The sequence below is a fragment of the Spirosoma sp. 48-14 genome, assembly GCF_001898575.1.
Classification (GTDB): domain Bacteria; phylum Bacteroidota; class Bacteroidia; order Cytophagales; family Spirosomataceae; genus Spirosoma.
Genome location: NZ_MKUD01000010.1, coordinates 204,587 through 226,119, shown reverse-complemented (window position 1 = coordinate 226,119; position 21,533 = coordinate 204,587). Strand labels below are relative to the sequence as shown.

Sequence of the window (21,533 nt, the reverse complement as noted above, 5' to 3'; positions counted from 1 at the left end):
TGTTTCATGCATCGTCATTCTTACACCATACGTCTGTATATTTACACAAATTATGCAACCCATTCACCCTTCAGAGACCTCTACTTCCCGTCCTCCTACGCTTGGCGGCCTGATTATGCTCGTCGGTTTTATCCTCCTGGGAGGTGTTATTAGTACGTATTTACTATTCGGCCTGCTGGCTATGACCCGTGGGCTGGATGTCGAGAAAACGCAGGAGTACCTGCAATCGCTGGCCGCTAACCCAACGTCGGTGCCAGGCAGCTGGTACGAACTCATGCTACTCCAGGCCATCAATCATATGGGCACGTTTCTGCTGCCTTCGCTGGTGTACTGGTACTTTATCGAGCGCCGTTCCTGGAATCAGTTTAACAACCGCCCAGTTTCGGCTGTGGTAGGCTTTAGCCTGGTCGTCCTGATTGTTCTGGCATTTATGCCGTTTGATGGGCTTATCATCGAGTGGAATCAGAATCTGCACCTACCCGAAACACTGGCTCCTATTGAGCAGTGGATGCGCGATCAGGAAAAGAAACTGAACGGCCTCACCCAATACCTGACTACCTTTCAATCGACGGGGCAATTACTTATTGCGATACTGGTCGTAGCCGTCATTCCGGCTATCGGTGAAGAGGTCCTGTTTCGGGGGATTCTACAACGTAACTTCATCTACTGGACGCGCAATGTACACGTAGGTATCTGGCTGGCGGCAGCGTTGTTCAGTGCCATTCACGTACAGTTTCTTGGCTTCTTTCCTCGAATGCTCCTGGGTGCACTGTTCGGGTACCTCTATGTTTGGTCAGGGAACCTTTGGGTACCAATTTTAGCCCATTTCGTCAATAATGGGTTTACTGTATTCATGGTCTATCTTTATCAGCAGAAAGTTACCTCAATGAATATTGAAAGTACAGAATCGGTACCGATTCTGGGCTCACTGGCAGGGGCTGTCGTTACGGCAGGACTATTGTATTACTTTAGAAAAACTAATTCCGTACAAACGTAGAGACGCCATACCTGGCGTCTCAGATGCATCAGCAACAACCATCTGGTCATGAGAGACCATACCTGGCATCTTTACAAGTCAATGATTAGAATGAACGAAAATTGGGAATCTATATACGCTACCGTCCTTCCTCACCGGGCCGAACTGGCGAAAGCGCTACTCGTGGAACATGACATTCCAGCAGTTATTATTAATAAACAAAGCAGTAGTTATCCAAACATTGGGTGGGGAAAAGGCGAAGTTGAGGTTCATGTACCAGCCAAGGATGCCATTCTGGCCAAAGTTATTTTAGAGAATGAAGCAACGTTTAGCTAATATGACCAACTTACAGCAGCGAGTGATTGCGGCTGTAATTGGAGTTCCGTTTATTTTATTCATGATCTGGTACGCCGACTGGACATTTGCCCTCCTGTTCTGCGTAATTAGTGCATTGACCCAACGCGAGTTTTATCGATTGTTAGGTCTGGACGGTTTCGAACCCCTTACCGCCTATGGTACACTAGTGGGCAGTATGATTTGTATACTCGCTTACTTTATCGAAACGGATCAGATCGGTATGGGCAATTATTTTCTGATCTGTCCAGCCTCGTCGATGATCTTCCTGATAAAGCTTTATAAAAAGCGCGACATGAAACCATTCACCAACATTGGTTTCACCTTTCTGGGGATCATCTACGTTGCCATGCCCTTCGCCCTGCTCATTATTCTCGCTCTCCGGGGAGGGGGCTTTCATCCGATGATTATCACAGGATGCCTTCTTTTACTGTGGGCCAGCGACATTGGCGCTTATTTCGCAGGGACAAAGTTTGGTCGGCGAAAATTATTTGAACGGGTATCGCCGAAAAAATCGTGGGAAGGTGCCTTAGGTGGTGCTGCTGCCGCTACCCTTATTGCTTCAGGGCTGGCGCTGTATGCGACCGAACTAAAACCCTGGCAATGGTACTGCGTAGGGGCCATTATTGTCGTAACAGGTACCTATGGCGACCTGGTCGAGTCGTTATTCAAACGAAGCATTGCCATTAAAGATTCGGGAAGCAGTATTCCGGGACATGGCGGTTTTCTGGACCGTTTCGACGGGCTATTGCTGGCTGCCCCCTTCATTATCACGTTTCTAAAGTTATTCGCCTAGGTTTTTCGCCATAGCACTATAAAAACGCCCGGTTTCAAGCTGAACCGGGCGTTTGCGTTTACCGTAACTGTACTTCTTACTAAAGCAAGGTGTATGAATTCGTAATGGGTTAGATACCTGAACGTTTAAAAGGTAACGGTTTTCACTGCCTTAACATGATTTAAAAATTCTTAAAAAGCCCTTTACATTTCATTCATTCTCATGTGTTATCGTCCAGAATGGGTAAATTTGTCAGGCAAACTTTCTTAAAATTCGGGTAGTCGAAACCATATACTGCCTTTTCCTCGTTTACTTTGTAGTTTATTTGGCGAGTCTATGAAGAAGTCATTGACGTTATTGGTTCTCATTATGGTGCTAACTGCCTTAACGGGACTCTATTCATCCGTAAAGGCCCAGGGACAGGACCGACAGGTAACGTTCACAGGCTTTATAACGGGAGGCAAAACGAACGAACCTTTACCTGGAGCCTATATTTATATTCCGAAAGCTGGTCGTGGTGTTTTAGCGGCTCCTAATGGCTATTTTGCCTTGCCTGTATTTCCGGGCGATAGCGTAATTTTCAGTTATGTTGGATTCCGTACTCAGTATCATATCATTCCGAATCGTTTATCCGACCTTACGTATTCGGCCGTAGTGGCGTTGCAGGAAGATGTAAAAACACTGGCAGAAGTAAAGGTATACCCTTATGCTACGGAAGAACTGTTTAAAGAAGCGTTTGTCAATCTGAAACTGCCCGACGAAAAAGAGCGCGAGAACTTAGCTAAAAATACGAGTCCAGAAGCCATCATGCGTCAGGCTGCTACGATGCCTATGAGTGCGCTGGCCAACCACCAGAACTTCGTTAATCAGCAGTTTTTTGGGCGCGAGTCCCTTATTGGACGTAGTTCGGCCACGACCTTTGCCTTTACGAATCCCTTTGCCTGGGCGAACTTTATACGATCCGTCAAACGGGGCGATTTTAAAAACAAGGAGTGGCGTAACGAAATCAATAAAGCCCCTCGCGAAAATGTCTCTCGAAAGGATATTCTACAGGATAACAACAATTAATTGGTAGGGCGAACTATACTATTTGGCATCTATTTTGCCTTTCCAGGACTTCAGTTGTAAACCGGTTTCATCAAACACGGCATAGGTTTTAGCGGCTACCCATTCACCAAGGTTAACATATCGGCTAGATTCGTTAACGGTCAAGTTCAACGGTAGGTGCCTGTGCCCAAAGATGTAATAGTCATGGTGCGAGGCAGCCTCTACCTCACGAGCGTATTGCATAAGCCATTCACGGTCTTCGCCCAGGAACTGCTCCTCCCCTTTCTTATGATTGCTGATTCGGCTTCGGCGCGACCATGCCTGGGCCAGTCCAATACCTAAATCAGGGTGGACCCACCGAAAAAGCTGCCGGGCCAATTTACTCTCAAAGACCGTTTTCAGCCGTTTATAGACAAAATCACCGGGACCAAGGCCATCGCCATGCCCAATCAAAAATCGTTTGCCACCGATCTCATACCGCCGTGGCTCCCGATAGACTGGTATCCCCATTTCCTTGGTAAAGTAATCATTCATCCACATGTCGTGATTCCCGGTAAACAAAATGATTTTCATCCCGGAATCGGTCAATTCGGCAAGTTTTCCCTGTAGTCGAACGAACCCTTTGGGAATGCTATGCTTGTATTCAAACCAGAAATCGAACACATCACCGACCAGAAAAATCACGGCTGCATCGGTGCGGATCGTATCGAGCCAATCCACAATGACCTGTTCGCGTTCGCGGCTTTGACTGGGGGAAGGAGTACCTAAGTGGAAATCAGATGCAAAGTAAGCCTTTTGGCCAGGGGGTAATAAAATGGTTTCGATAGCAGACATGGAACAGGTGTATTCAGCCGCAAAACTACGCAACGAACATCGATCTGCCTCTATTGCGGTATCATTCGAGGAGCTAACTTCGGCAGAATGGAGCAAATCCATACACCAGACTTACTGCTCAGATACTGGCAATAGCCTTTTGCAATCATGCAAAAACATAGGCATCCGTAAAATGGTATTTAAGAAAACGCTAATTTTGGCTTTTCTCCAATCATACCATGAAACTAAAGTCGCTGATAGTTGCTTTACCTGTACTGTGCTTTGCCTGCAGTAACCCTGGCTCAGACACTTCCGATCCGGCCAGCCAAATGGATGCCAGCCCAATTATGGCCAAACGACCCACAGGCCTCGCTGCACTCACTACTGATTTTAACTACGACGAACCCTGTAATATTCTGGGTGAAGAATACGTCCGCCACACGTTTAACCTGGGTGAAACGGTCAAACTGGAAGAAGGGCACGAACACGGTGGCTGCGATTTTGCCTGGGAAGGCAGTAAAGTTATTGTATCATTCGGTGGTGTAAGACCTTACTCATCAACGTTCCTGGCTGAGTACCAGTTCGATAAAATGTACCAGGGGAAATCGGACGCTCAGGCTGCGCCCGTAGCCGATGTACACGAACAGGAAATGACCAACAGCTCGGAAGGTACGAATCCAGAAGCCATGGTAGCCGACTCAGCCGTTTCGGAGCACCCGGCTACCGAAGACCATCAGCCTACCCATGGTGGTGTTACTGCAGCAACCCCTCACTTAACGGCCCCTGCTGTGAGCAAAGGCAATTTTGAAGCGGTACCGAATATTGGTGACAAAGCGGTATGGGACGCAACAACGGGCGCCATGCACGTTCTGTATAACAACCACATCATCAATGTAACAGTTGAAACGAAAGACAAGGCAGAAGTTAAGAAAGAACGGGCAGCTTCGTTAGCCGAAGTGATCATTGAAAAGATCAACGAGAACGAATACATCCGTCGCTTATAACAGATAGACCAAGCATTAAAAAAGGGAGCCAATGAATTTTGGCTCCCTTTTTTAATGCTTGGTTTTAACTCCAAAAGTCATTAGAGCGGAATTTGTTCGAACACCACAGCAGGTTGATCGCCGTTTTTAAAGGATTTCCGAGGCCGGATATTGAGTGTCTGGAATAACTGCTGGTCAGCGTCTTCGTCCGGGTTAGGTGTTGTCAGGAGTTTATCGCCCGCAAAGATGGAGTTCGCTCCAGCCAGAAAGCACAACGCCTGTTCCTCGGTATTCATCCGAACGCGACCAGCCGAAAGACGTACCATTGCTTTCGGCATAATAATCCGGGCGGTAGCAATCATCCGAACCATTTCCCAGATCGACACCCTTGGTTGATCTTCCAAAGGCGTTCCCTCAACCGGCACCAATGCATTGACAGGTACAGATTCGGGATGTTGGGGCAATGTTGCCAGTGTGTGCAGCATTCCGATCCGGTCCTGATCCGACTCACCCATCCCGATTATACCACCCGAACAAACCGAAATTCCGGCCTTACGGGCATGGCTCAGTGTATCTAAGCGATCATCGTAGGTACGGGTCGTGATGATGTCGCCATAATATTCTTCGCTGGTATCGAGGTTATGGTTGTAGGCATACAAGCCAGCGTCCTTCAACCGCTGTGCCTGACTTTCGGTTAGCATACCCAGTGTGCAACACACCTCAAGGCCCATTTCGTTGACGCCCTGTACCATTTCCAATACTTTATCGAAATCACGATTATCCCGTACTTCACGCCAGGCGGCCCCCATACAGAAACGGGTACTTCCGGTATCCTTGGCCTGCTGTGCCGCCGTCAGCACTTCATCGACCTCCATTAATTTATGCACCTTTACATGGGTATGGTAACGAGCTGCCTGTGGGCAGTAGGCACAATCTTCAGGGCATCCCCCCGTCTTGACCGAAAGCAATGTACATACCTGTACTTCCTGAGGATCATGATGTTGACGGTGAACAGTAGCTGCCCGGTAAATTAAATCCAGAACAGGCGAATTATAAATGTCGGCGATTTCAGCGCGGGTCCAATCGGTACGAAGCATGTCGTTGGAAATGTATTGATTCGAGATGTAACGTGAGTTCGATAGTAGAATAGCAATCCATGATCCATAGTATGCCATTCCCGAATTCAGCTTATGCAGGTAAAAATAGATGCTTCGGTCGAACCAGACAACTTATTTCATTCCAAACAATACCCTCATTGGCTTAAACGGGCGAATCAGCATGCCATACATAGCGATACAGGTCCCTAGTGAAGCAAAACTTACCACAAGAAAACCTGTATAAACACCCAGACTGGTGCGCGTCAATACGAAATAGCCGATCAGGACAATGACCGTTTGGTGAAGGATGTAAAACGGGTAAACGGCTTCGTTCAGATAGGGTAAAACAGGTTTACCATTCCAGACAGGATCGCTATTCAGATACCGATATCCATAGCCTACCGTCGCCAGTACCGAAAACCAGGTCAAGGCAATCCGTTCGAAGCTAAACAATGTGGTTAGTAGTCTAGAGTTATCAATGGTTTCCATACTGACGAAGGCTCGTATGCTGTACAGAATTACGGTTAACAGGAGTGTGGCCATCAGGTAATAACGGCGCTGCTCAGTAAGTGTCTGCCAGAATTCCCGCCGACTGATAAGTACATAGCCCAGCCAGAATAGCAGAAGATTCTTCATAAAATACGCCCAGTCGTTTACCAGTGCGTGTGTTTCGTGTGGGAAGAAACCGCCCAGTAGTACATCATTCAGCCACAAGACACCAACCAGCCACAGCGCTCCACCGGGTTTGGCGATAAGCCTGCCAATTCGGTCGATAAACCGCTGCCCGCTTTCGCTTTGCAACCAGCGGAATACGGGGATACTAAGCAGCGAATACAGGAACAGGTAACACACAAACCAGAGGTGATGCCAGCTAAACGCGCCACCTTTTCCGCCATCCTGATAGGGTTGAAACCGGAACACTTCGGGATAGAAATCGATATAACTGCCTGTAAAGCGTCCCCGAAATAGCCATTCGATGTAAATCTGGGGTGGAACAATCACCAACATACCGAACACCAGCGGAACAAACAACCGCCGAACCCGCTCACCCGCATAGGTTTTAAACGATCGTTTTTTCAGGGCGAAAAATGTACCAGCCCCCGAAATAAAAAACAGCAGGGGCATCCGCCATAGATGCAGCCAGCGCATTACCTCTTCCATTGGCTGACTATGTTCAACACTTTGAATATGCCAGCCCCAGGACACGTAAATCATGCCGGTATGATAAAAAAGCAACGTCAATATAGCGATCACCCGCAACCAGTCGAGGTCGTACCGGCGCGTTGCAGAAACAAGCTGAGTTGTTGAAATAGGTTGCGGTATCATGTTTTTGGTGTCATTGATTACCCTTACGTTGTCCTTGAGCATCGTTTACACAAAAGCAGAAATGACTATAGATGACTTAAGGTAATTTATACGCGACTACATAATCACCCAGTTTTGTCCCCAGCTTTCCGTGTCCACCAGCCGCAATCACAACATATTGCTGACCGTTAATCTGATACGTCATAGGGGTCGCCTGTGCGCTGGCAGGCAAGGGCACCTCCCATTGCAGACTGCCATCGTCTGTTTTGAAAGCGCGTAGGTGCCCATCGAAACTGGCAGCCACGAAGACCAGGCCACCCGCCGTTGAAATCGCTCCACCGAAATTGAGAGACCCCCACTGCTTTGCCTCCGGGTATTTTCCTAAATCCAGCATATAGCCCAGCGGGACCTCCCAGGCCAGTGTACCCTTCTGTAGATTGAGTGCAACCAGCGTACCCCAGGGTGGTGAGGTCTGCATCAGCAAACTACCCTCTTTTGGCTGAAACAAATAGCTTCGTTTCATGACGTAGGGCGTACCAGCCTGCATGCCCGTTTCGGCCCGTAGTAATTCTTCGTTGTTTCGCAGGGTGCCGGATAGCTCTTCGCGCGGTATCAACCGAATTAGCGCAGCCAGACGATTTACATTGGTAATCAACAAACCAGATGCTGGGTCATAACACATACCCCCCCAATGAATCCCACCCACATTGCCGGGGGTGATAATACTCCCCTGAAGTGAAGGGGGTGTAAACGCTCCATCGTACCGATACGGCTCAATCCGACGCTGAGCGGCTGCTTTGTCTTCTGCTGTTGGCCCCCAGGCTTCCAACTTCTGAAGTCCCAGCAAAGGAAGTGTTTTAGGGAAAGGCTGTGTTGGGTGAGCTTCCTCGCCTGACACCGTCGATTTAGGTACAGGTCGTTCTTCAACCGGCAACAGAGGGGCACCCGTTTCCCGATGCAGGATAAACACATGCCCCATTTTGGTACCGACCGCTACGGCAGGTACTTCTTTTCCATTCTGCGAAAATGTAAATAACAGGGGCTGTGCAGCATTGTCATAATCCCATAGATCATGGTGTACGGTCTGAAAATGCCAGACAACCTTACCCGTCGATGCTCGTATGGCGACAATCGAACTGGCATACAGATTTTGCCCTAGTCGCTCTCCGCCGTAATAATCGGGGCTAGGGCTGGTAGTGGGCACAAAGACCAGGTCCCGTTCAGGGTCCGCCGAAATCATCGACCAGGCATTGGCAGCGCCCGACTGATGAGCATAAGGCCCTTTCCAGGTATCATAGCCCGCATCCGCTTTCGTTCGGGGAATAGGGTCCCAACTCCACCGCAACGCCCCAGTAAGGGCATCGTAGGCTCGCACGACCCCTCGCTCATAATTGAATCGGTAATTATCGCCCATCGACGAACCGACAACAATGGTGTTGCCAATGACCGCCGGGGGCGAGGTAACACTGATTATACCAACGCCCTGCCGCAAATCGACACTTCCTGACTTTCCGAACGAAGGAATGGGTTTACCCGTAGCTGCATCCAGTGCAATCAGTCGCCCGTCGAGCGTAGCGACGAATATTCGTTTACCACCCCCTGTCGACGCTCGTTTGTCGCTGGGTGCGGGCCAGACTGACACTCCACGCGAGGTGATTTCGGATAACTCCTGACGCAGATACACTTCCGGATCGTATACCCACTTCTGTTGACCGGTAGCAGCATTGATGGCAAACACACGTGAGGTGGGCGTACTCAAAAAAAGCGTTCCATCGACCATAATGGGCGTAGCCTCAAAAGCCGCTTTTTCGGTAGCGTTCGTTCCTTTATAGGTTTCTAATTCACCCGTGCGAAACGTCCAGGCCTGTGTTAACTGCTTTACGTTTGTGGTATTGATTTGCTTTAACGGAGAGAATCGCATGCCTCCCCCATCGTTGCCATAAGCCGGCCATTCGATCGTGTTAGGGTTTTGTGCGTTTACGACGAAGAGACTACTCAGTGATACGGTAAAACCAAACAACAGGCTTTTTTTGGTAGCCCTGCAAAGGGTTGCATAAACTTGCATAAGCAGATGTGCTTTGAGTTGATGAAGCAAAATTGTGCTCACCATGGTCAAAATGGCCTATCTGCCGATATTAACGAAGTTCATGCCGAACGGCACGAAGTTTTTAAGCCTTCTGCTCCACAACTTTTGCCCGATATTGAGCCGGAGTCAGGTTTGTTAGCCGCTTAAACGCCGTATGAAATGCCGAAGGAGAATTGTAGCCGACCCGCTCTGCTATTTCTTCTATTTTGAGGTTGGTTGTTGCCGGGGCCTGTAGCAATTGCTGAGCTTCACGAACCCGATAGGTAGCTAACAGATCAAAAAAACTTTGTGCAAGTCGATCATTCAGAATTTGCGAGAGATAGTGTGGGGTTGTGTTTAGTCGCTGAGCTAGTTTAGGAAGGGATAGGTCGCTTTCCAGAAACGGCTTTTCAGATTCCATCAACCGATTTAATTTTAGCAACAACGTTTCTTCAAGCTCTTCCGACAATGCCGATTTCTCGTACTTTTTCTTTGGCTCAACCGATGTGCCAAGTGATTCGTCGACGGAAATCTCTTTCTCCTGAAGCGCACTTGACCCCTGCATCACCAACAGCGATGTCGTGTAGATGGTCAGGGTTAGATAGGCCGCCAGAAAATGATCACCCATGTCTTCATGATACGTAGCTTTAATAATACCAATCAGCACCGGAAATAAAATCATCAGCGCTGATACGTTTCGTGCCATCGCCATGGGAACCGGCGCTTTTCCTAATAAGGGCAGATTAGCTCGTTTAAAGGCTTCCCTTACTTCCAGCAAGGCCAACACGGTGTAAATCAAACAACTTAACAGTGTTAACTCGTTGATATAATCACGCAGCCCCGTAAAATCGTCGTGCATATAAGGCTCAACATGCACAAACGGCAACTCAGGATGGAAAGCATTTATGTATGAATTGTATTTGAATTCAGCGGGCTGAACAATCCAGGTAATGGCATTCACCGACCAGATGGCGGCAGGCAGCAGGTGCCAGCCCCAATGCCGGGGTAGTCGCGAATTTAATTTGGCATAAACAAAGAAATAAAATAGCGGTGCCAGAGCAAAGTTGAACAGTTCACCATAGTCGACCAGAGCCAGCATCCGAAACATGTAGTTCGAATATTCTAGCCCAATTTCCAGCATGATCGCCGATACACTCAGCAGGTATAAGCCAAAGCACCGATTCGCCAGACTCTTCCGCCGTTGGCCTGTCAGGAAAAAAATACCCAGAAACACTCCCTGTGCTACGCCCAGAAAGATCAGAAACGCAAACAGGTCAAGGCGAATGGGGAGCGTTTGCATCATAAATGACAATTACGTAATGCAAGGTAAACAAAAGGCCCGTAAGGTTTTCATCCCCACGGGCCTCTTCTATAACTGGAACGGCTATTTTATTTAGCGAATATCGATTTCAAACGGGAGACGCATCTGGATTCCCTGCATCATTTTGAGTTTCTTCAAATAGGCTACATAAGGAGCCAGTTCACCAAGCTGAGCCTGTACTTTGGTTTCTTCATCACCCGAAAGCGAACTCATCAATTGCTCAAAGAACTCTTTTTTACGCGGCTGGTACTTCAGCCGATAGTCTCCTTCTTTCAGTTTTGCCGACTGGGCTGCCAATTTGATGGCATCGTCTAACCCGCCAAGTTGGTCAACCAATCCGATGCTTTTGCCCTGCGTACCCGTCCAGACACGTCCACCCGCAATAGCCCGAATGCTATCGACGGGCAATTTTCGGCCAGCCGCTGCTTTCCCGGTAAACTCCCCATAAATGCGTTCGGTAGCACGTTGCATGGCCTGTTTCTGAAAGGGTGTCATTTCGTGGGTAGCCGTCGGAAAATCGGCGTTGGTATTGGTTTTTACCCGATCATACGTAATGCCCAGCTTGTCTTTAAAGAAGTTTTCCGTATTAAACAAAAGGGAGAATACGCCGATTGAGCCCGTGATCGTATTCGGCTCGGCCACAATCTTGTTACAGCCCATCAGCATATAGTAACCGCCCGAGGCTGCATAATCGGACATCGAGCCAATGACAGGCTTCGCTTTCTTAGCCAGCTCAACTTCCCGATACATCATGTCCGACGCCAGAGCACTTCCACCACCGGAGTTTACCCGCAACACGATGGCTTTCACTTTATCGTCCTGGCGGGCTTTACGGAGTTCTTCCACGATGGTCTCCGAACCAATGGTGTTATCACTACTTTTTCCCGAATGAATATCGCCCGACGCTACGATTACCGCAATGCGATTTGAGCCACTTCCTTCTGAATCAGAGCCTGTTTTTTCGGAATCTTCGTACTTACTCAGCGAGACGTAATTGATTTTCTTTTTCTCATCCACGCCCAGTTGTTTACGAATTACCGCTTCCAGTTCATCCTGATACCCAACATTGGTGATCAGTTTCGTACGCAAGGCATCCTGAGCAGTCTGAATCGTCAGGTTATCGGCATACCGCTTGAGTGAATCGACCCGGAGCGAACGACTTTGTGCCACCCGAACCAGCATATGGTCGTTGATCGAATTCAGGAATGAGGTTACCTGACGGCGATTAGGCTCACTCATATCTTCCCGAATAAAGGGCTCAACGGCACTTTTGAACTCCCCAACCCGGAAAATTTCGGGCTTTAAACCCAATTTATCGAGTGTACCTTTAAAGAACGAGAGTTCGGCCTCCAGGCCATTCCATTCCAGCTCACCAGTGGGGGCCAGATAAATTTTATCGGCTACCGATGCCAGGTAGTAGCCTTTCTCGCTCATCCCCTCTGCATAGGCATACACAAACTTTTTCGACGCCTTGAAATCAATCAATGCATTCCGAATTTCTTCGAGAGACGCCCAGCCTGCCGCCGGTGTTTCGGTTTTCAGATAAATACCTTCAATATTCTTATCTTCCTTGGCGTCTTTCAACGCCTGTTTGAGTTCAATTAGACCAATCGCGTCGCCTGTTGAACGGATCGGGCCAAAATCGCCAAACGGATTATTACTGCTCCGCTCTTCGATGGGTTTATCCAAATCCAATTTGAGCACTGAATTAGAGGCCACGGACGTTTTCGTGTCGGATGAGGAAAAAGCGGCCCCTAGCCCGATGAGCATCAAAAAGCCAACGAAGGAGAAGAGAATCAATCCGACGATGGTGGCTAAAACATATTTAAGAAACTGCATCATGAATAACTTAACCGTTGTGTGTCGCTACACTAATTACGCAAAAGTAACGTCTATTTGAGGCATCCCATCGAAAAAATGTTGAGTGCACCATGGAGTGGATAAATGGCATAGGGCAGAGGGCGTATGGCAGAGGGGTTATATTCGCCCCCAAGTCATACGCCCTCTGCCCTATGCTGTTAAACGATACCCTACATCAACTTATAATCGTTGATAGATGTTTGAATCACTTCCCAAGCCTCGGCCTGACCATATACGTTGGCCAACTCCATAGCAACGGGTTCATCGGGCAATGTCTTGTACGTCAGGAAGTAATGGCGTAGTCGCTTCACAACGGCTTCCGGTAGTTGCTCCAGCTCAGTATACTGCCCATACATGGCATCCCCTTTGAGCACAGCAATGATTTTGTCGTCGGCTTCACCTTTATCGATCATACGGAATCCGCCAATAGGAATAGCCTGTAAGATCAGGTCACCGTGCGTGATTTCCCGTTCGGTCAGTACACAAATGTCGAGGGGGTCACCATCGCCCATGCTGACAACTTTACCCGATTTTTCAGTGGCCAGTTTAGCAATCTGATCTCCGCAGAAAGTCTGTGGAATAAAGCCGTAGAGAGCAGGCAATACGTTGGAGTATTGTTGAGGGCGATCTATCTTCAGAAAACCAGTGGTTTTATCAATTTCATATTTAACGGTATCGGTCGGGACGATTTCGATAAAGACCGTCACTTGTTTGGGTGCCAAATCCCCAATTGGAATACCATGCCAGGGGTGTGCTTTAAAATTACTCTTCATTCGTGTTGTATATATAGATTAATTAATAATGTGAAATGGATAATGAAAAATGGATAATGAGCATCAGGAAGACTGTACTGCCTTCCTTAATACATTATGCATTTTTCATTATTCATTTATTCAGATAATCGTTTTTTGCTCCAAAAAGCCGACTCGTTCGGCTACCATTTGATCACCCGAGCGATTCAGGCTCTGACGAACCAGCAATTCACCCAGAAAACCCGCCAGAAACAATTGAACCCCCAAAATAATAGCCACCAGGCCAAAAAAGAAAAGTGGGTTATCGGTCACGTTCCGAAACTTGACGCCATTGGCAATGTTAATTAGTTTCTCAACAATCAGCCAGATAGCCAGTACTGAGCCGATAAAAAACGATAACGTTCCGAAGGTACCAAAAAAGTGCATCGGCCGTTTGCTGAATCGGTGAACGAACGCAATAACCAGCACATCCAGAAACCCGTTTACAAACCGTTCCAATCCAAATTTAGTAGTCCCATACTTACGGGCACGGTGCTGGACAACTTTTTCGCCGATTCGGCTAAACCCATTCCAGTTCGCCACAATGGGCAGGTTCCGGTGCATATCGCCGTACAAAGCAGGTGCAATGGTTTTGACCACTTTTTGTCGGTACGCTTTCAGGCCGCAGTTGAAATCGTGCAGTTGAACGCCTGAAATCCAGCGCGAAACAGCATTGAACAATTTCGTCGGCAAGGTTTTGGTAATAGGGTCATAGCGTTTCTGTTTCCAGCCCGACACCAAGTCATACCTATCCTCGGTTACCATCCGATAAAGCTCCGGTATTTCGTCGGGGCTATCCTGCAAATCGGCATCCATAGTGATTACAATCTGACCACGTGCCGCCAGAAAACCCGATTGCAAAGCCGCTGTTTTACCATAGTTCCGGTTAAACCGTATGCCCCGGACATTCGGGTTTACGCTCGACAACTGTTCGACAATAGCCCAGGAATCGTCGGTACTCCCGTCATCGACAAACAGAATTTCATAGGTGTAGTGCTGTTCCGTTACAACCCGAACGATCCAGTCGTGTAGTTCGGGTAACGATTCGTCTTCGTTATAAAGTGGAATCAGAACGGTCAGTTGAATTAATTCAGTCATTGGATTGAGGCTCCGTTAATTGACTCATTAACTGCACTGTTGAATTAGCCTGAATTTTAGGTTTCAGTTCAACCATACAGTTTATACTCGTTTGCTGGAGAAACTTTGGGCAAACGCTATCTTTACCAGAAACAAGTTTTTGCCGGAATTCGCTCTCGTTAATCGTATTATTCAACTCTCTAATCTCCTTTGTAACGTACACTGCGTTTCCAACAGCAAAGGTAGTTGTCAAAATTGGAAGCGAGTGCATAGAAGGTCATTCCTGCTCTAAATTCATCGACCGATTCTAAACCATCCAGAATATATTCTAGATAAAATCCATCGATCCTTTTCCATTTACCCCAGACATTACTGCAAAATTATCAGAATATCAGATAAAAGTCCTGAAGCAACGCCCTGAACTCAGCGGTATAGGCCACCCCTGACTTACTTTGGGGATTGTGTTCGTAGATGGTCAGGGTTTCGTCGATCGGTTCAGCGTTTACGAATGAGAATCCGGTTATAACCCGAAAGAAAGGCTTTTGCTCATGGTGCCGCAACGAAAGCCTTCTGAAAGGATGCAAACCAAAATTTTGAGCCAACTCAGCCAGTTTGCCAGCTTCATAAGGCGGTAACAATACCCACCATTGCCCGTCCGGTTTCATCAGTCGAACAACAGCTTCAACCAACTCACCAAACGGTAGTTCATCCGTATGCAACGCTCGATTGACAGCCGCATCGGGTGACCGAAGATGGTTTGTGTAGAAAGGTGGATTGGTCAGAATTCGATCATAAATACGCTCATCCCCAAAATTCTGAATCCGGCTATGAAACACAGCTACTCGCTCCCTAAACGGACTGGCAGCGCTATTTTCCGTAGCCTGGGTAAATGCATTTTCATCGACCTCTACCGCATCAATCGTTGCCGTCGGATTTCGTTGGCCCGCCATCAGTGCCAGCAACCCCGTTCCTGTACCAATATCCAGCAGTCGCTCCACTGTTGTCTTGTTCAGTGTACCCCTGGCTCCTTCACCTACATCGGCATAGGCACCCAGCACACAGGCATCCGTACAAACCTTCATGGCGGTACGTTCCTGGTGAATGGTAAATTGTTTGAAGGCGAACATGAACCGGGATTTAACTGATTGGCTGATTCACAGGATTTTGTTTTGTCTCAATAGAGTACTGATGTTATCAGGATAGAGTATGATTGACAATAGACATTAGATACAATCAGTGTTTTAAACAGTAAATCGAAAGTAGAATCTGTTTAATCCATCAATCAGCTAAATCCCGGTTCTTACTTTCGTCCAAAATCGGCTGGATTTTCACCCCAGACTGTCGTTTCCCATTTTAAGACAGGATTGGCGTAGCGATGTGTCTGGAGCCAGGTTTCAGCCCGATCGAGGAGTTCGAATAGTTCGGCGTTTCGGTTTGTTTCTTCCAGCTTGGTATTGGCTTTCTTCTTTTTTACCCAACCGATCGCTGTTCGGGAGTCGGAATAAACGGGGATGTTGCTGCCTTTTTGGTGCAACAACGCCAGCGCGTGGACAATAGCCAGAAACTCCCCAATGTTGTTGGTTCCATCCCAATAGGGTCCTTTCAGAAATAACCGCTGTCGGGTGGCAAGGTAGATGCCCTGGTATTCCATATCGCCCGTAGCGGTGTTCCAAGCCGCATCGACCACCAGACTATCCAGAATGGGCTCCCCCACCAGTTCATCCAGTTTACCCTGTTTGGCAGGACTTTTTGGCCCCTGTCCCATGTGGAGATGGGGTTTCTCCTTGAACGCTTTCAGCGCAGCCGGTTTGCTATCGAACGATTTAAACAAGGGTTTGGCAAAACCATCGGTCTGCGCTTTGGCCTCGTCCCAACTGTCGTATACACCCGGCTTCCGGCCCTGCCAGACCACATAATATTTAGGCTTTTTCTGAGCCATCGATTCTCTAAATTCAACGATTAAATGAGGTAATCAACCGACCGGACAAACGCTTGTTTCCCACCATTGCCGATCAATGATTGATCAAAATAACACGTTTCTCTTCAATAGTGCGCTCCTTTTAGACGGTTTCTATACAAATTTGCTCCCCATAGAGTTGAACCTAAATCGGCAATTGATCAGTCAGCGTGGCGATTGACCGTATCGAATTTCACAAAGGCAAAACACCTTTATCTGTCCATTTTCGCCTGCTGATAGCCAGCTTTTTTAATTCGCCTGATCTTCCCGTCGCTTTTGGTCATTATGTACATTTCCTTTGTAAACCGATTGTACGTGATACGAAGATCCACGCGCTTTGAGCCCGACAGCTCTACCAGGTTCGTAGGTTTTCCATCCTGCATGATGGTCAGTTCCTGCACCGAGTGGTCTGTCAGATTCTTATCAATATTGGCGAAGAACACGCGTCCTCTGGCAATGTCTCCGAAAACGTATTTGTGCTTCAATGCCTCGATTGGGCCCTCATAAACATAGCCCCCGCTAATTGCATTGCCGTCGATATGGTCGTATTGCAGGAGTGGTCTGATAAACTTGTCAGATTTTGTGTCGGGCACAGGGTACACATTCTTCAAATCCTTCGATGAGATGCCGAAATTCCCTTCCCGTACATTCCATCCATAATCGCCCCCTTTCTGGATAACATTCACTTCTTCAAAATTGGACTCGCCTACATCAGTGCATAATAACCGGCCATTATACCAGGCCTGTCGGTGCGGATTGCGGAAACCATAGGCATAAATTTCCTTGTACACCCCAGCATCCTTATCAGCCACAAACGGATTATCGTCTGGGATACCATACTGTCCGTTTTTGCTGTTTCGCCCCAAAGGATCAATTCGGATCAGGGTACCCAGCAGGGAGGTCAGTTTGTGGCAAAGCTCCGGGTGCTTATTGATCGTTGAGCCACCGTCGCCGATACCGATGTATAACTTGCCATAGTCCTGTGAACCCTTGAGTGCTTCTGGATTAAATCCAATATCCTGCACGCCATGTGCGGAGGACGGCATATTGACGCGCAGCAGTCCTCTCCGCTTACCCGTGAATACAGGGGTCGTTAGATCATCCATGTGCCACTCCGACACCACCCATTGCAAAGCCACTTCCACCGAGTCACTGTAGCTGTAATCAGCCCGTTTGCCCTTGAACGACTCTGTATGTGTCGTATAAATAAGCCCGTTTTTTAGAAAGTCGGGATGAAAGGCAAAACTGCCCAAGCCTGTGCCCAGCCCCGGTTCGTTGATAAAATTCTCGATCAGGGGCCGCACATCCAGAAATGTACTGACTTCTTTTCCAGCGATGCGGTAGATCAGCCCACGTTGATCACTGACAAACTGTGTCCCATCGCCCGACGGGTGAGCCCGCATGGTGGCAATTCGGGTACGGGGCATTTTATCGCTGGATGGCGGGATGGTCATAAACTCTTCCAGCTCGATGGTGAGGTTTGATTGAGCTACAGGCTCCGTTAATCGTGTAGTAGCGCCACTCGTATTGTTGCTAACCGCCAGCGGCTGACTATTATTTTTTCGAGTCTCGTCGGCAATGTAGGCCACAATGGATTTCAGCTCATCGTCTTTCAGAAAATCGAATCCCGGCATGATCATCTTGTACCGTTTCGACAGACTTACCGCCCGCGTATTTCCCGACTCAATCGCTTTCTGTGGATTCTTCATAAACGCAATGAGTTCATTCTCAGAAAGCAGCCGGGTAATGCCACCCAGTTTCGGCCCGATTCCATCCTGTTCCAGTGCATGACAGGACACACAATGCGTTTTAAAAAGCGCTTTTCCCGGCAAATCATCCGGCATTGTCTGCATTCGGTCAGATACCGACAAGTCGTGGTTGTTGGGAACAGTAAGCCATACCAATGCAAGAAAAGGAAGGCTATAGAGATAACGTAACGAAAAGGTCATACATAAACGGTCAACCTGTTTAAAAGCGTAGATAAGTCAGCAACTACCATTCGGCCACCCTTATCCCGTCTGAACGCACCGCTTGTTGCCTCCTTCGCTTCACCAGACAGATTAGGCAGCACAAAAAATATAAAAAACTTTTCCTCAAAACTATTGGTTGATATATCAACACAATAGTACATTTGCGGTATGATTACGAACAGAGAAGAGGAATTAAAGGCGAGGTTTTCGAAACGAATGGGCCGTTCACTCATTTTTACGGCGAATCATATGGGGCATCTACTGGCCAAACAATCGAATCGGGAACTCACCCGATTGGGTTTCACTCTCCAGATTGAGCAGGTGCCAATTCTATTTATGGTTTATTTTTCCGGTGAGGACTTACTATCACAACAGGAAATCGCGAATATGTTGCAGAAAGATAAATCGGGTATTCAACGCTCCCTACGCACCTTGGAACGGGATGGTTACCTCCGTATTGTACCCGATAGTATTGACCGACGCAAGAATTTGATTCAGTTGACCCCGGCTGGAAAAATGGTGGTTGAAAAAGCCATTGAAACCGCTGAAACAATTGATAAGCAAGTAACCGATCAGTTAACTGCGGAAGAGCTTGATGCATTCCTGGCCACGCTACGTAAAATTTCTTCGATACTCGAGAAGTAACTTTTTTTTAATTAAATAGTTGATAGGTCTACAGTAGACACCTCAACTTAATTGGACGTATGAAACAAAAAATTGCACTGAGTTTATTCGTACTGCTGGCCCAGGCTGGTTGGGCTCAGTCTACACAGAGTTTTCGGCTGAAAGACTGCATTGATTATGGTCTACAGCACTACGGTACAGTTCGTATCGCCCAGAACCAAGTAGAGAATGCCAATCAGCAGGCTCGCCAGGCATTGGGTCTGTATTTACCTCAGGTATCAGCAACCGGAACACTTACGGATAATGTGAAGCTTCAAAAAAGCGTTATCCCGGCTGGGGTATTTGGACCCGAACCCCAGGTCTTCATTATTGGTCAAAAATACCAGACCAACGTTACAGCACAGGCCAGTCAAACGATTTATGACCGCTCATTACTGCTGGGTATTAAAGCGGCTAAACCCAATCAGCGGCTGGCTGATCTGAACACTCGTCAAACCCGCGAGGACATTATTTATAATATAGCAAGCAACTACTATCAGGTGTTTGTGGCGCAACAGCAAATTGCCCTCCTTCGGGATAATCTGGAGCGCACCCAACAGGTGCTCAACATTTTAAAGTTGCAACGGGACAATGGAGTTATTCAGCCCGTAGATTATACGCGTACTGAGGTCAGCTATAATAGTACACAGTCGCAATTGACGCTGGCCGAAAACGATTATAGTTTAGCCCTGAACCGATTGAAATACCAGATGGGATTGCCGCAGGAGCAGGAGCTAACCTTATCGGACTCCACCTTGCTAACGCAGTTACCCGTGATAGAACAGTTGCCCTTTGAGTCCCAAAACCTCGTCTCATTTCAACAGTCGGCCACTAATCTGGACTTACAACGACTGCAACTGGAACGGATTCGGGCCGGTTATATCCCAACCGTTTCACTAACGGCCAACTACGGAACGGTCAATTTAGGGGCTCAAACGATTGATAAACTATTCACCAATTTTGTCGGCTTTGGAAGCATTGCCCTGCGGTTCAGTATCCCCATCTTCGATGGCTTTCAGCGCGATGCCCAGATCAAGCAGCAACGGCTAACGGTACTGAATCAGGAAGAGCAGCAACGTCTGAATGTGGCCGCTTACCGGCTCCAGTTCAACAACGCCCAGTCGCAGATTCAGCGGGCGCAAACGAACGTTCTGAACGGCGACCGAAACGTTAAGCTGGCTCAGGAAGTGTATAACATCACGACACTGCAATACAAACAGGGTGTCAAGTCGCTGACCGATCTGGTCAACGCGGATACGTCTTACCGGCAAGCCCAGTCCGATTACATCAATTCGCTCATTAATCTGTACCAGGCCCGGCTCGATCTCGAACAATCGAAGGGCACCTTACTTACTTTCTATAATCAACTCTAGGTCGTTAGCAGCCAATACAACCGAAAGCCATGAAAAAGACAACACTTATTATTATCACGTCGGCACTGGCCATCGTCGCTTTGATCGGCTTCCGACTGGCGTCGAACAAAGAGAAGATCGATGCCCAGAACAAACCGACCGTCAATACGAACGTAGCCATTCCGGTAACCGTCAACCGTGTAGAGGAAGGAACAGTTAGTCAGCAGCTTATCAAAACAGGTAACCTCATCCCCTTCCGCGAGGCCACTATTACGGCCACTACAGCCGGTAAGGTGACCCGCGTCAATTTCGATCTAGGAACGCAGGTAAGGCAGGGCCAAACTCTGGTCGAACTGGATAACCGCCTGAAAGAACTGTCGTTGCAGGCCACCCAACTGAATATCGACAAGTTGAAGAAAGATGTAAACCGTTATAACACGCTTCTGGCCGGAAATGCCACTACCGAGATCCAGGTCAACGAAACGAAGTATAATTACGAAAACGCGGTTAATCAGGCGGAGCAGATCCAAAAGCAGATTCAGGATGCGAATGTAAAAGCGCCGATCAGTGGACAGATCGTGCAGAAAGCCATTGAGCCTGGGGTATACATCACAGTTGGCAGCACCCTGGGTAAGGTACTGGATGTGGCCCGCCTGAAGGTAGATGTACTGGTCAATGAAAGCGATGTGTACCAGCTCCACAAAGGCCAGGCGGTAAAGGTGACCGCCGATGTGTTTCCAGGAAAGGTTTTCAGCGGACAGATTTCCTACATTGCCCCACAAGGCACCGACGAACATAACTATCCGGTCGAGATCACCATTAGCAATGCCAATGGCCTGAAAGCCGGCACCTTCGTCAACGTTGATTTCTCGCAGAAATCAAATCAGAAAGCCTTACAGATTCCGCGCATTGCCCTGGTCGAAAGCATCAAGAATCCGTACGTGTACGTGGTCGAAAACAATGTGGTTCACCAGCGCAAGATTACCGTCGGTCGTGATTTTGGCGATACCATCGAAGTACTAAATGGCCTGTCGGCTGGCGATGTCGTTGTTACAACGGGCCAACTGAACCTGGGCGAAGGCAAACCTGTGCAAATTACAAAATAAGCGAAAGAGTGAAAGAGCGAA

General features: G+C 47.9%; 19 protein-coding genes. 8 read left to right on the top strand and 11 right to left on the bottom strand.

Annotation, left to right across the window (positions count from 1 at the left end; translation table 11 throughout):
- The first annotated feature begins 115 nt into the window (after window positions 1-115).
- The 4 genes from BGO59_RS09395 (at window position 116) to BGO59_RS09380 (ending at window position 3,173) form a co-directional block, all read left to right on the top strand.
- Window positions 116-997: a CPBP family intramembrane glutamic endopeptidase gene (locus BGO59_RS09395; RefSeq protein WP_293683629.1), complete on the top strand. Its 882-nt coding sequence runs from the start codon at window positions 116-118 to the stop codon at window positions 995-997.
- 90 nt (window positions 998-1,087) lie between these two features.
- Window positions 1,088-1,312: a DUF2007 domain-containing protein gene (locus tag BGO59_RS09390; RefSeq protein ID WP_293683364.1), complete on the top strand. Its 225-nt coding sequence runs from the start codon at window positions 1,088-1,090 to the stop codon at window positions 1,310-1,312.
- Window positions 1,293-2,126: a phosphatidate cytidylyltransferase gene (locus tag BGO59_RS09385; protein WP_293683363.1), complete on the top strand. Its 834-nt coding sequence runs from the start codon at window positions 1,293-1,295 to the stop codon at window positions 2,124-2,126. Before BGO59_RS09390 ends, BGO59_RS09385 begins: the two co-directional genes overlap by 20 nt.
- A 315-nt stretch (window positions 2,127-2,441) precedes the next feature.
- Entirely contained in the window at window positions 2,442-3,173 is a 732-nt protein-coding gene (locus BGO59_RS09380; RefSeq protein ID WP_293683362.1) for a carboxypeptidase-like regulatory domain-containing protein, read from the top strand.
- Between the two features lie 18 nt (window positions 3,174-3,191).
- Here BGO59_RS09380 and BGO59_RS09375 read toward each other — a convergent pair whose 3' ends face one another.
- The gene (locus BGO59_RS09375; protein ID WP_293683361.1) at window positions 3,192-3,986 is read right to left on the bottom strand and encodes a UDP-2,3-diacylglucosamine diphosphatase; all 795 of its coding nucleotides are present in this window, start codon (window positions 3,984-3,986) and stop codon (window positions 3,192-3,194) included.
- Window positions 3,987-4,204: 218 nt separating this feature from the next.
- Here BGO59_RS09375 and BGO59_RS09370 point away from each other — a divergent pair, with 218 nt between their 5' ends.
- Entirely contained in the window at window positions 4,205-4,969 is a 765-nt protein-coding gene (locus BGO59_RS09370; RefSeq protein ID WP_293683360.1) for a hypothetical protein, read from the top strand.
- 80 nt (window positions 4,970-5,049) lie between these two features.
- On the opposite strand, the gene bioB is transcribed toward BGO59_RS09370, so the two are convergent.
- The 10 genes from bioB to BGO59_RS09320 form a co-directional block, all read right to left on the bottom strand.
- Window positions 5,050-6,045: a biotin synthase BioB gene (gene bioB / locus BGO59_RS09365; protein WP_293683359.1), complete on the bottom strand. Its 996-nt coding sequence runs from the start codon at window positions 6,043-6,045 to the stop codon at window positions 5,050-5,052.
- Between the two features lie 132 nt (window positions 6,046-6,177).
- Window positions 6,178-7,371: an acyltransferase family protein gene (locus BGO59_RS09360; protein ID WP_293683358.1), complete on the bottom strand. Its 1,194-nt coding sequence runs from the start codon at window positions 7,369-7,371 to the stop codon at window positions 6,178-6,180.
- A 76-nt stretch (window positions 7,372-7,447) separates the two neighbouring features.
- Window positions 7,448-9,415, bottom strand: coding sequence for a pyrroloquinoline quinone-dependent dehydrogenase (locus BGO59_RS09355; protein ID WP_293683357.1), 1,968 nt, complete (start codon window positions 9,413-9,415; stop codon window positions 7,448-7,450).
- Window positions 9,416-9,518: 103 nt separating this feature from the next.
- Window positions 9,519-10,718, bottom strand: coding sequence for a helix-turn-helix transcriptional regulator (locus BGO59_RS09350; protein ID WP_365981494.1), 1,200 nt, complete (start codon window positions 10,716-10,718; stop codon window positions 9,519-9,521).
- 90 nt (window positions 10,719-10,808) lie between these two features.
- Entirely contained in the window at window positions 10,809-12,578 is a 1,770-nt protein-coding gene (gene sppA / locus BGO59_RS09345) for a signal peptide peptidase SppA (protein WP_293683356.1), read from the bottom strand.
- Window positions 12,579-12,766: 188 nt separating this feature from the next.
- Window positions 12,767-13,369 (bottom strand): inorganic pyrophosphatase, encoded by a 603-nt coding sequence (locus BGO59_RS09340; protein ID WP_293683355.1) that lies wholly within the window; start codon window positions 13,367-13,369, stop codon window positions 12,767-12,769.
- Window positions 13,370-13,489: 120 nt separating this feature from the next.
- Window positions 13,490-14,485 (bottom strand): glycosyltransferase family 2 protein, encoded by a 996-nt coding sequence (locus BGO59_RS09335; protein ID WP_293683354.1) that lies wholly within the window; start codon window positions 14,483-14,485, stop codon window positions 13,490-13,492.
- Window positions 14,486-14,847: 362 nt separating this feature from the next.
- The gene (locus BGO59_RS09330) at window positions 14,848-15,591 is read right to left on the bottom strand and encodes a methyltransferase (protein WP_293683353.1); all 744 of its coding nucleotides are present in this window, start codon (window positions 15,589-15,591) and stop codon (window positions 14,848-14,850) included.
- Window positions 15,592-15,764: 173 nt separating this feature from the next.
- Entirely contained in the window at window positions 15,765-16,403 is a 639-nt protein-coding gene (locus BGO59_RS09325; protein WP_293683352.1) for a ribonuclease H family protein, read from the bottom strand.
- A gap of 230 nt (window positions 16,404-16,633) precedes the next feature.
- Entirely contained in the window at window positions 16,634-18,370 is a 1,737-nt protein-coding gene (locus tag BGO59_RS09320) for a PQQ-dependent sugar dehydrogenase (protein WP_293683351.1), read from the bottom strand.
- 189 nt (window positions 18,371-18,559) lie between these two features.
- On the opposite strand from BGO59_RS09320, the gene BGO59_RS09315 reads away from it, so the two are divergent.
- The 3 genes from BGO59_RS09315 to BGO59_RS09305 are packed head-to-tail and all read left to right on the top strand — an operon-like array spanning window position 18,560 to window position 21,512.
- Window positions 18,560-19,036, top strand: a complete 477-nt coding sequence (locus BGO59_RS09315; protein WP_293683350.1) for a MarR family transcriptional regulator — start codon at window positions 18,560-18,562, stop codon at window positions 19,034-19,036.
- 59 nt (window positions 19,037-19,095) lie between these two features.
- Window positions 19,096-20,427: a TolC family protein gene (locus BGO59_RS09310; protein WP_293683349.1), complete on the top strand. Its 1,332-nt coding sequence runs from the start codon at window positions 19,096-19,098 to the stop codon at window positions 20,425-20,427.
- A gap of 29 nt (window positions 20,428-20,456) precedes the next feature.
- Window positions 20,457-21,512 carry an efflux RND transporter periplasmic adaptor subunit gene (locus BGO59_RS09305; protein WP_293683348.1) on the top strand — a complete coding sequence of 352 codons (1,056 nt, stop codon included), beginning with the start codon at window positions 20,457-20,459 and terminating at the stop codon, window positions 21,510-21,512.
- The last annotated feature ends 21 nt before the right edge of the window (window positions 21,513-21,533 follow it).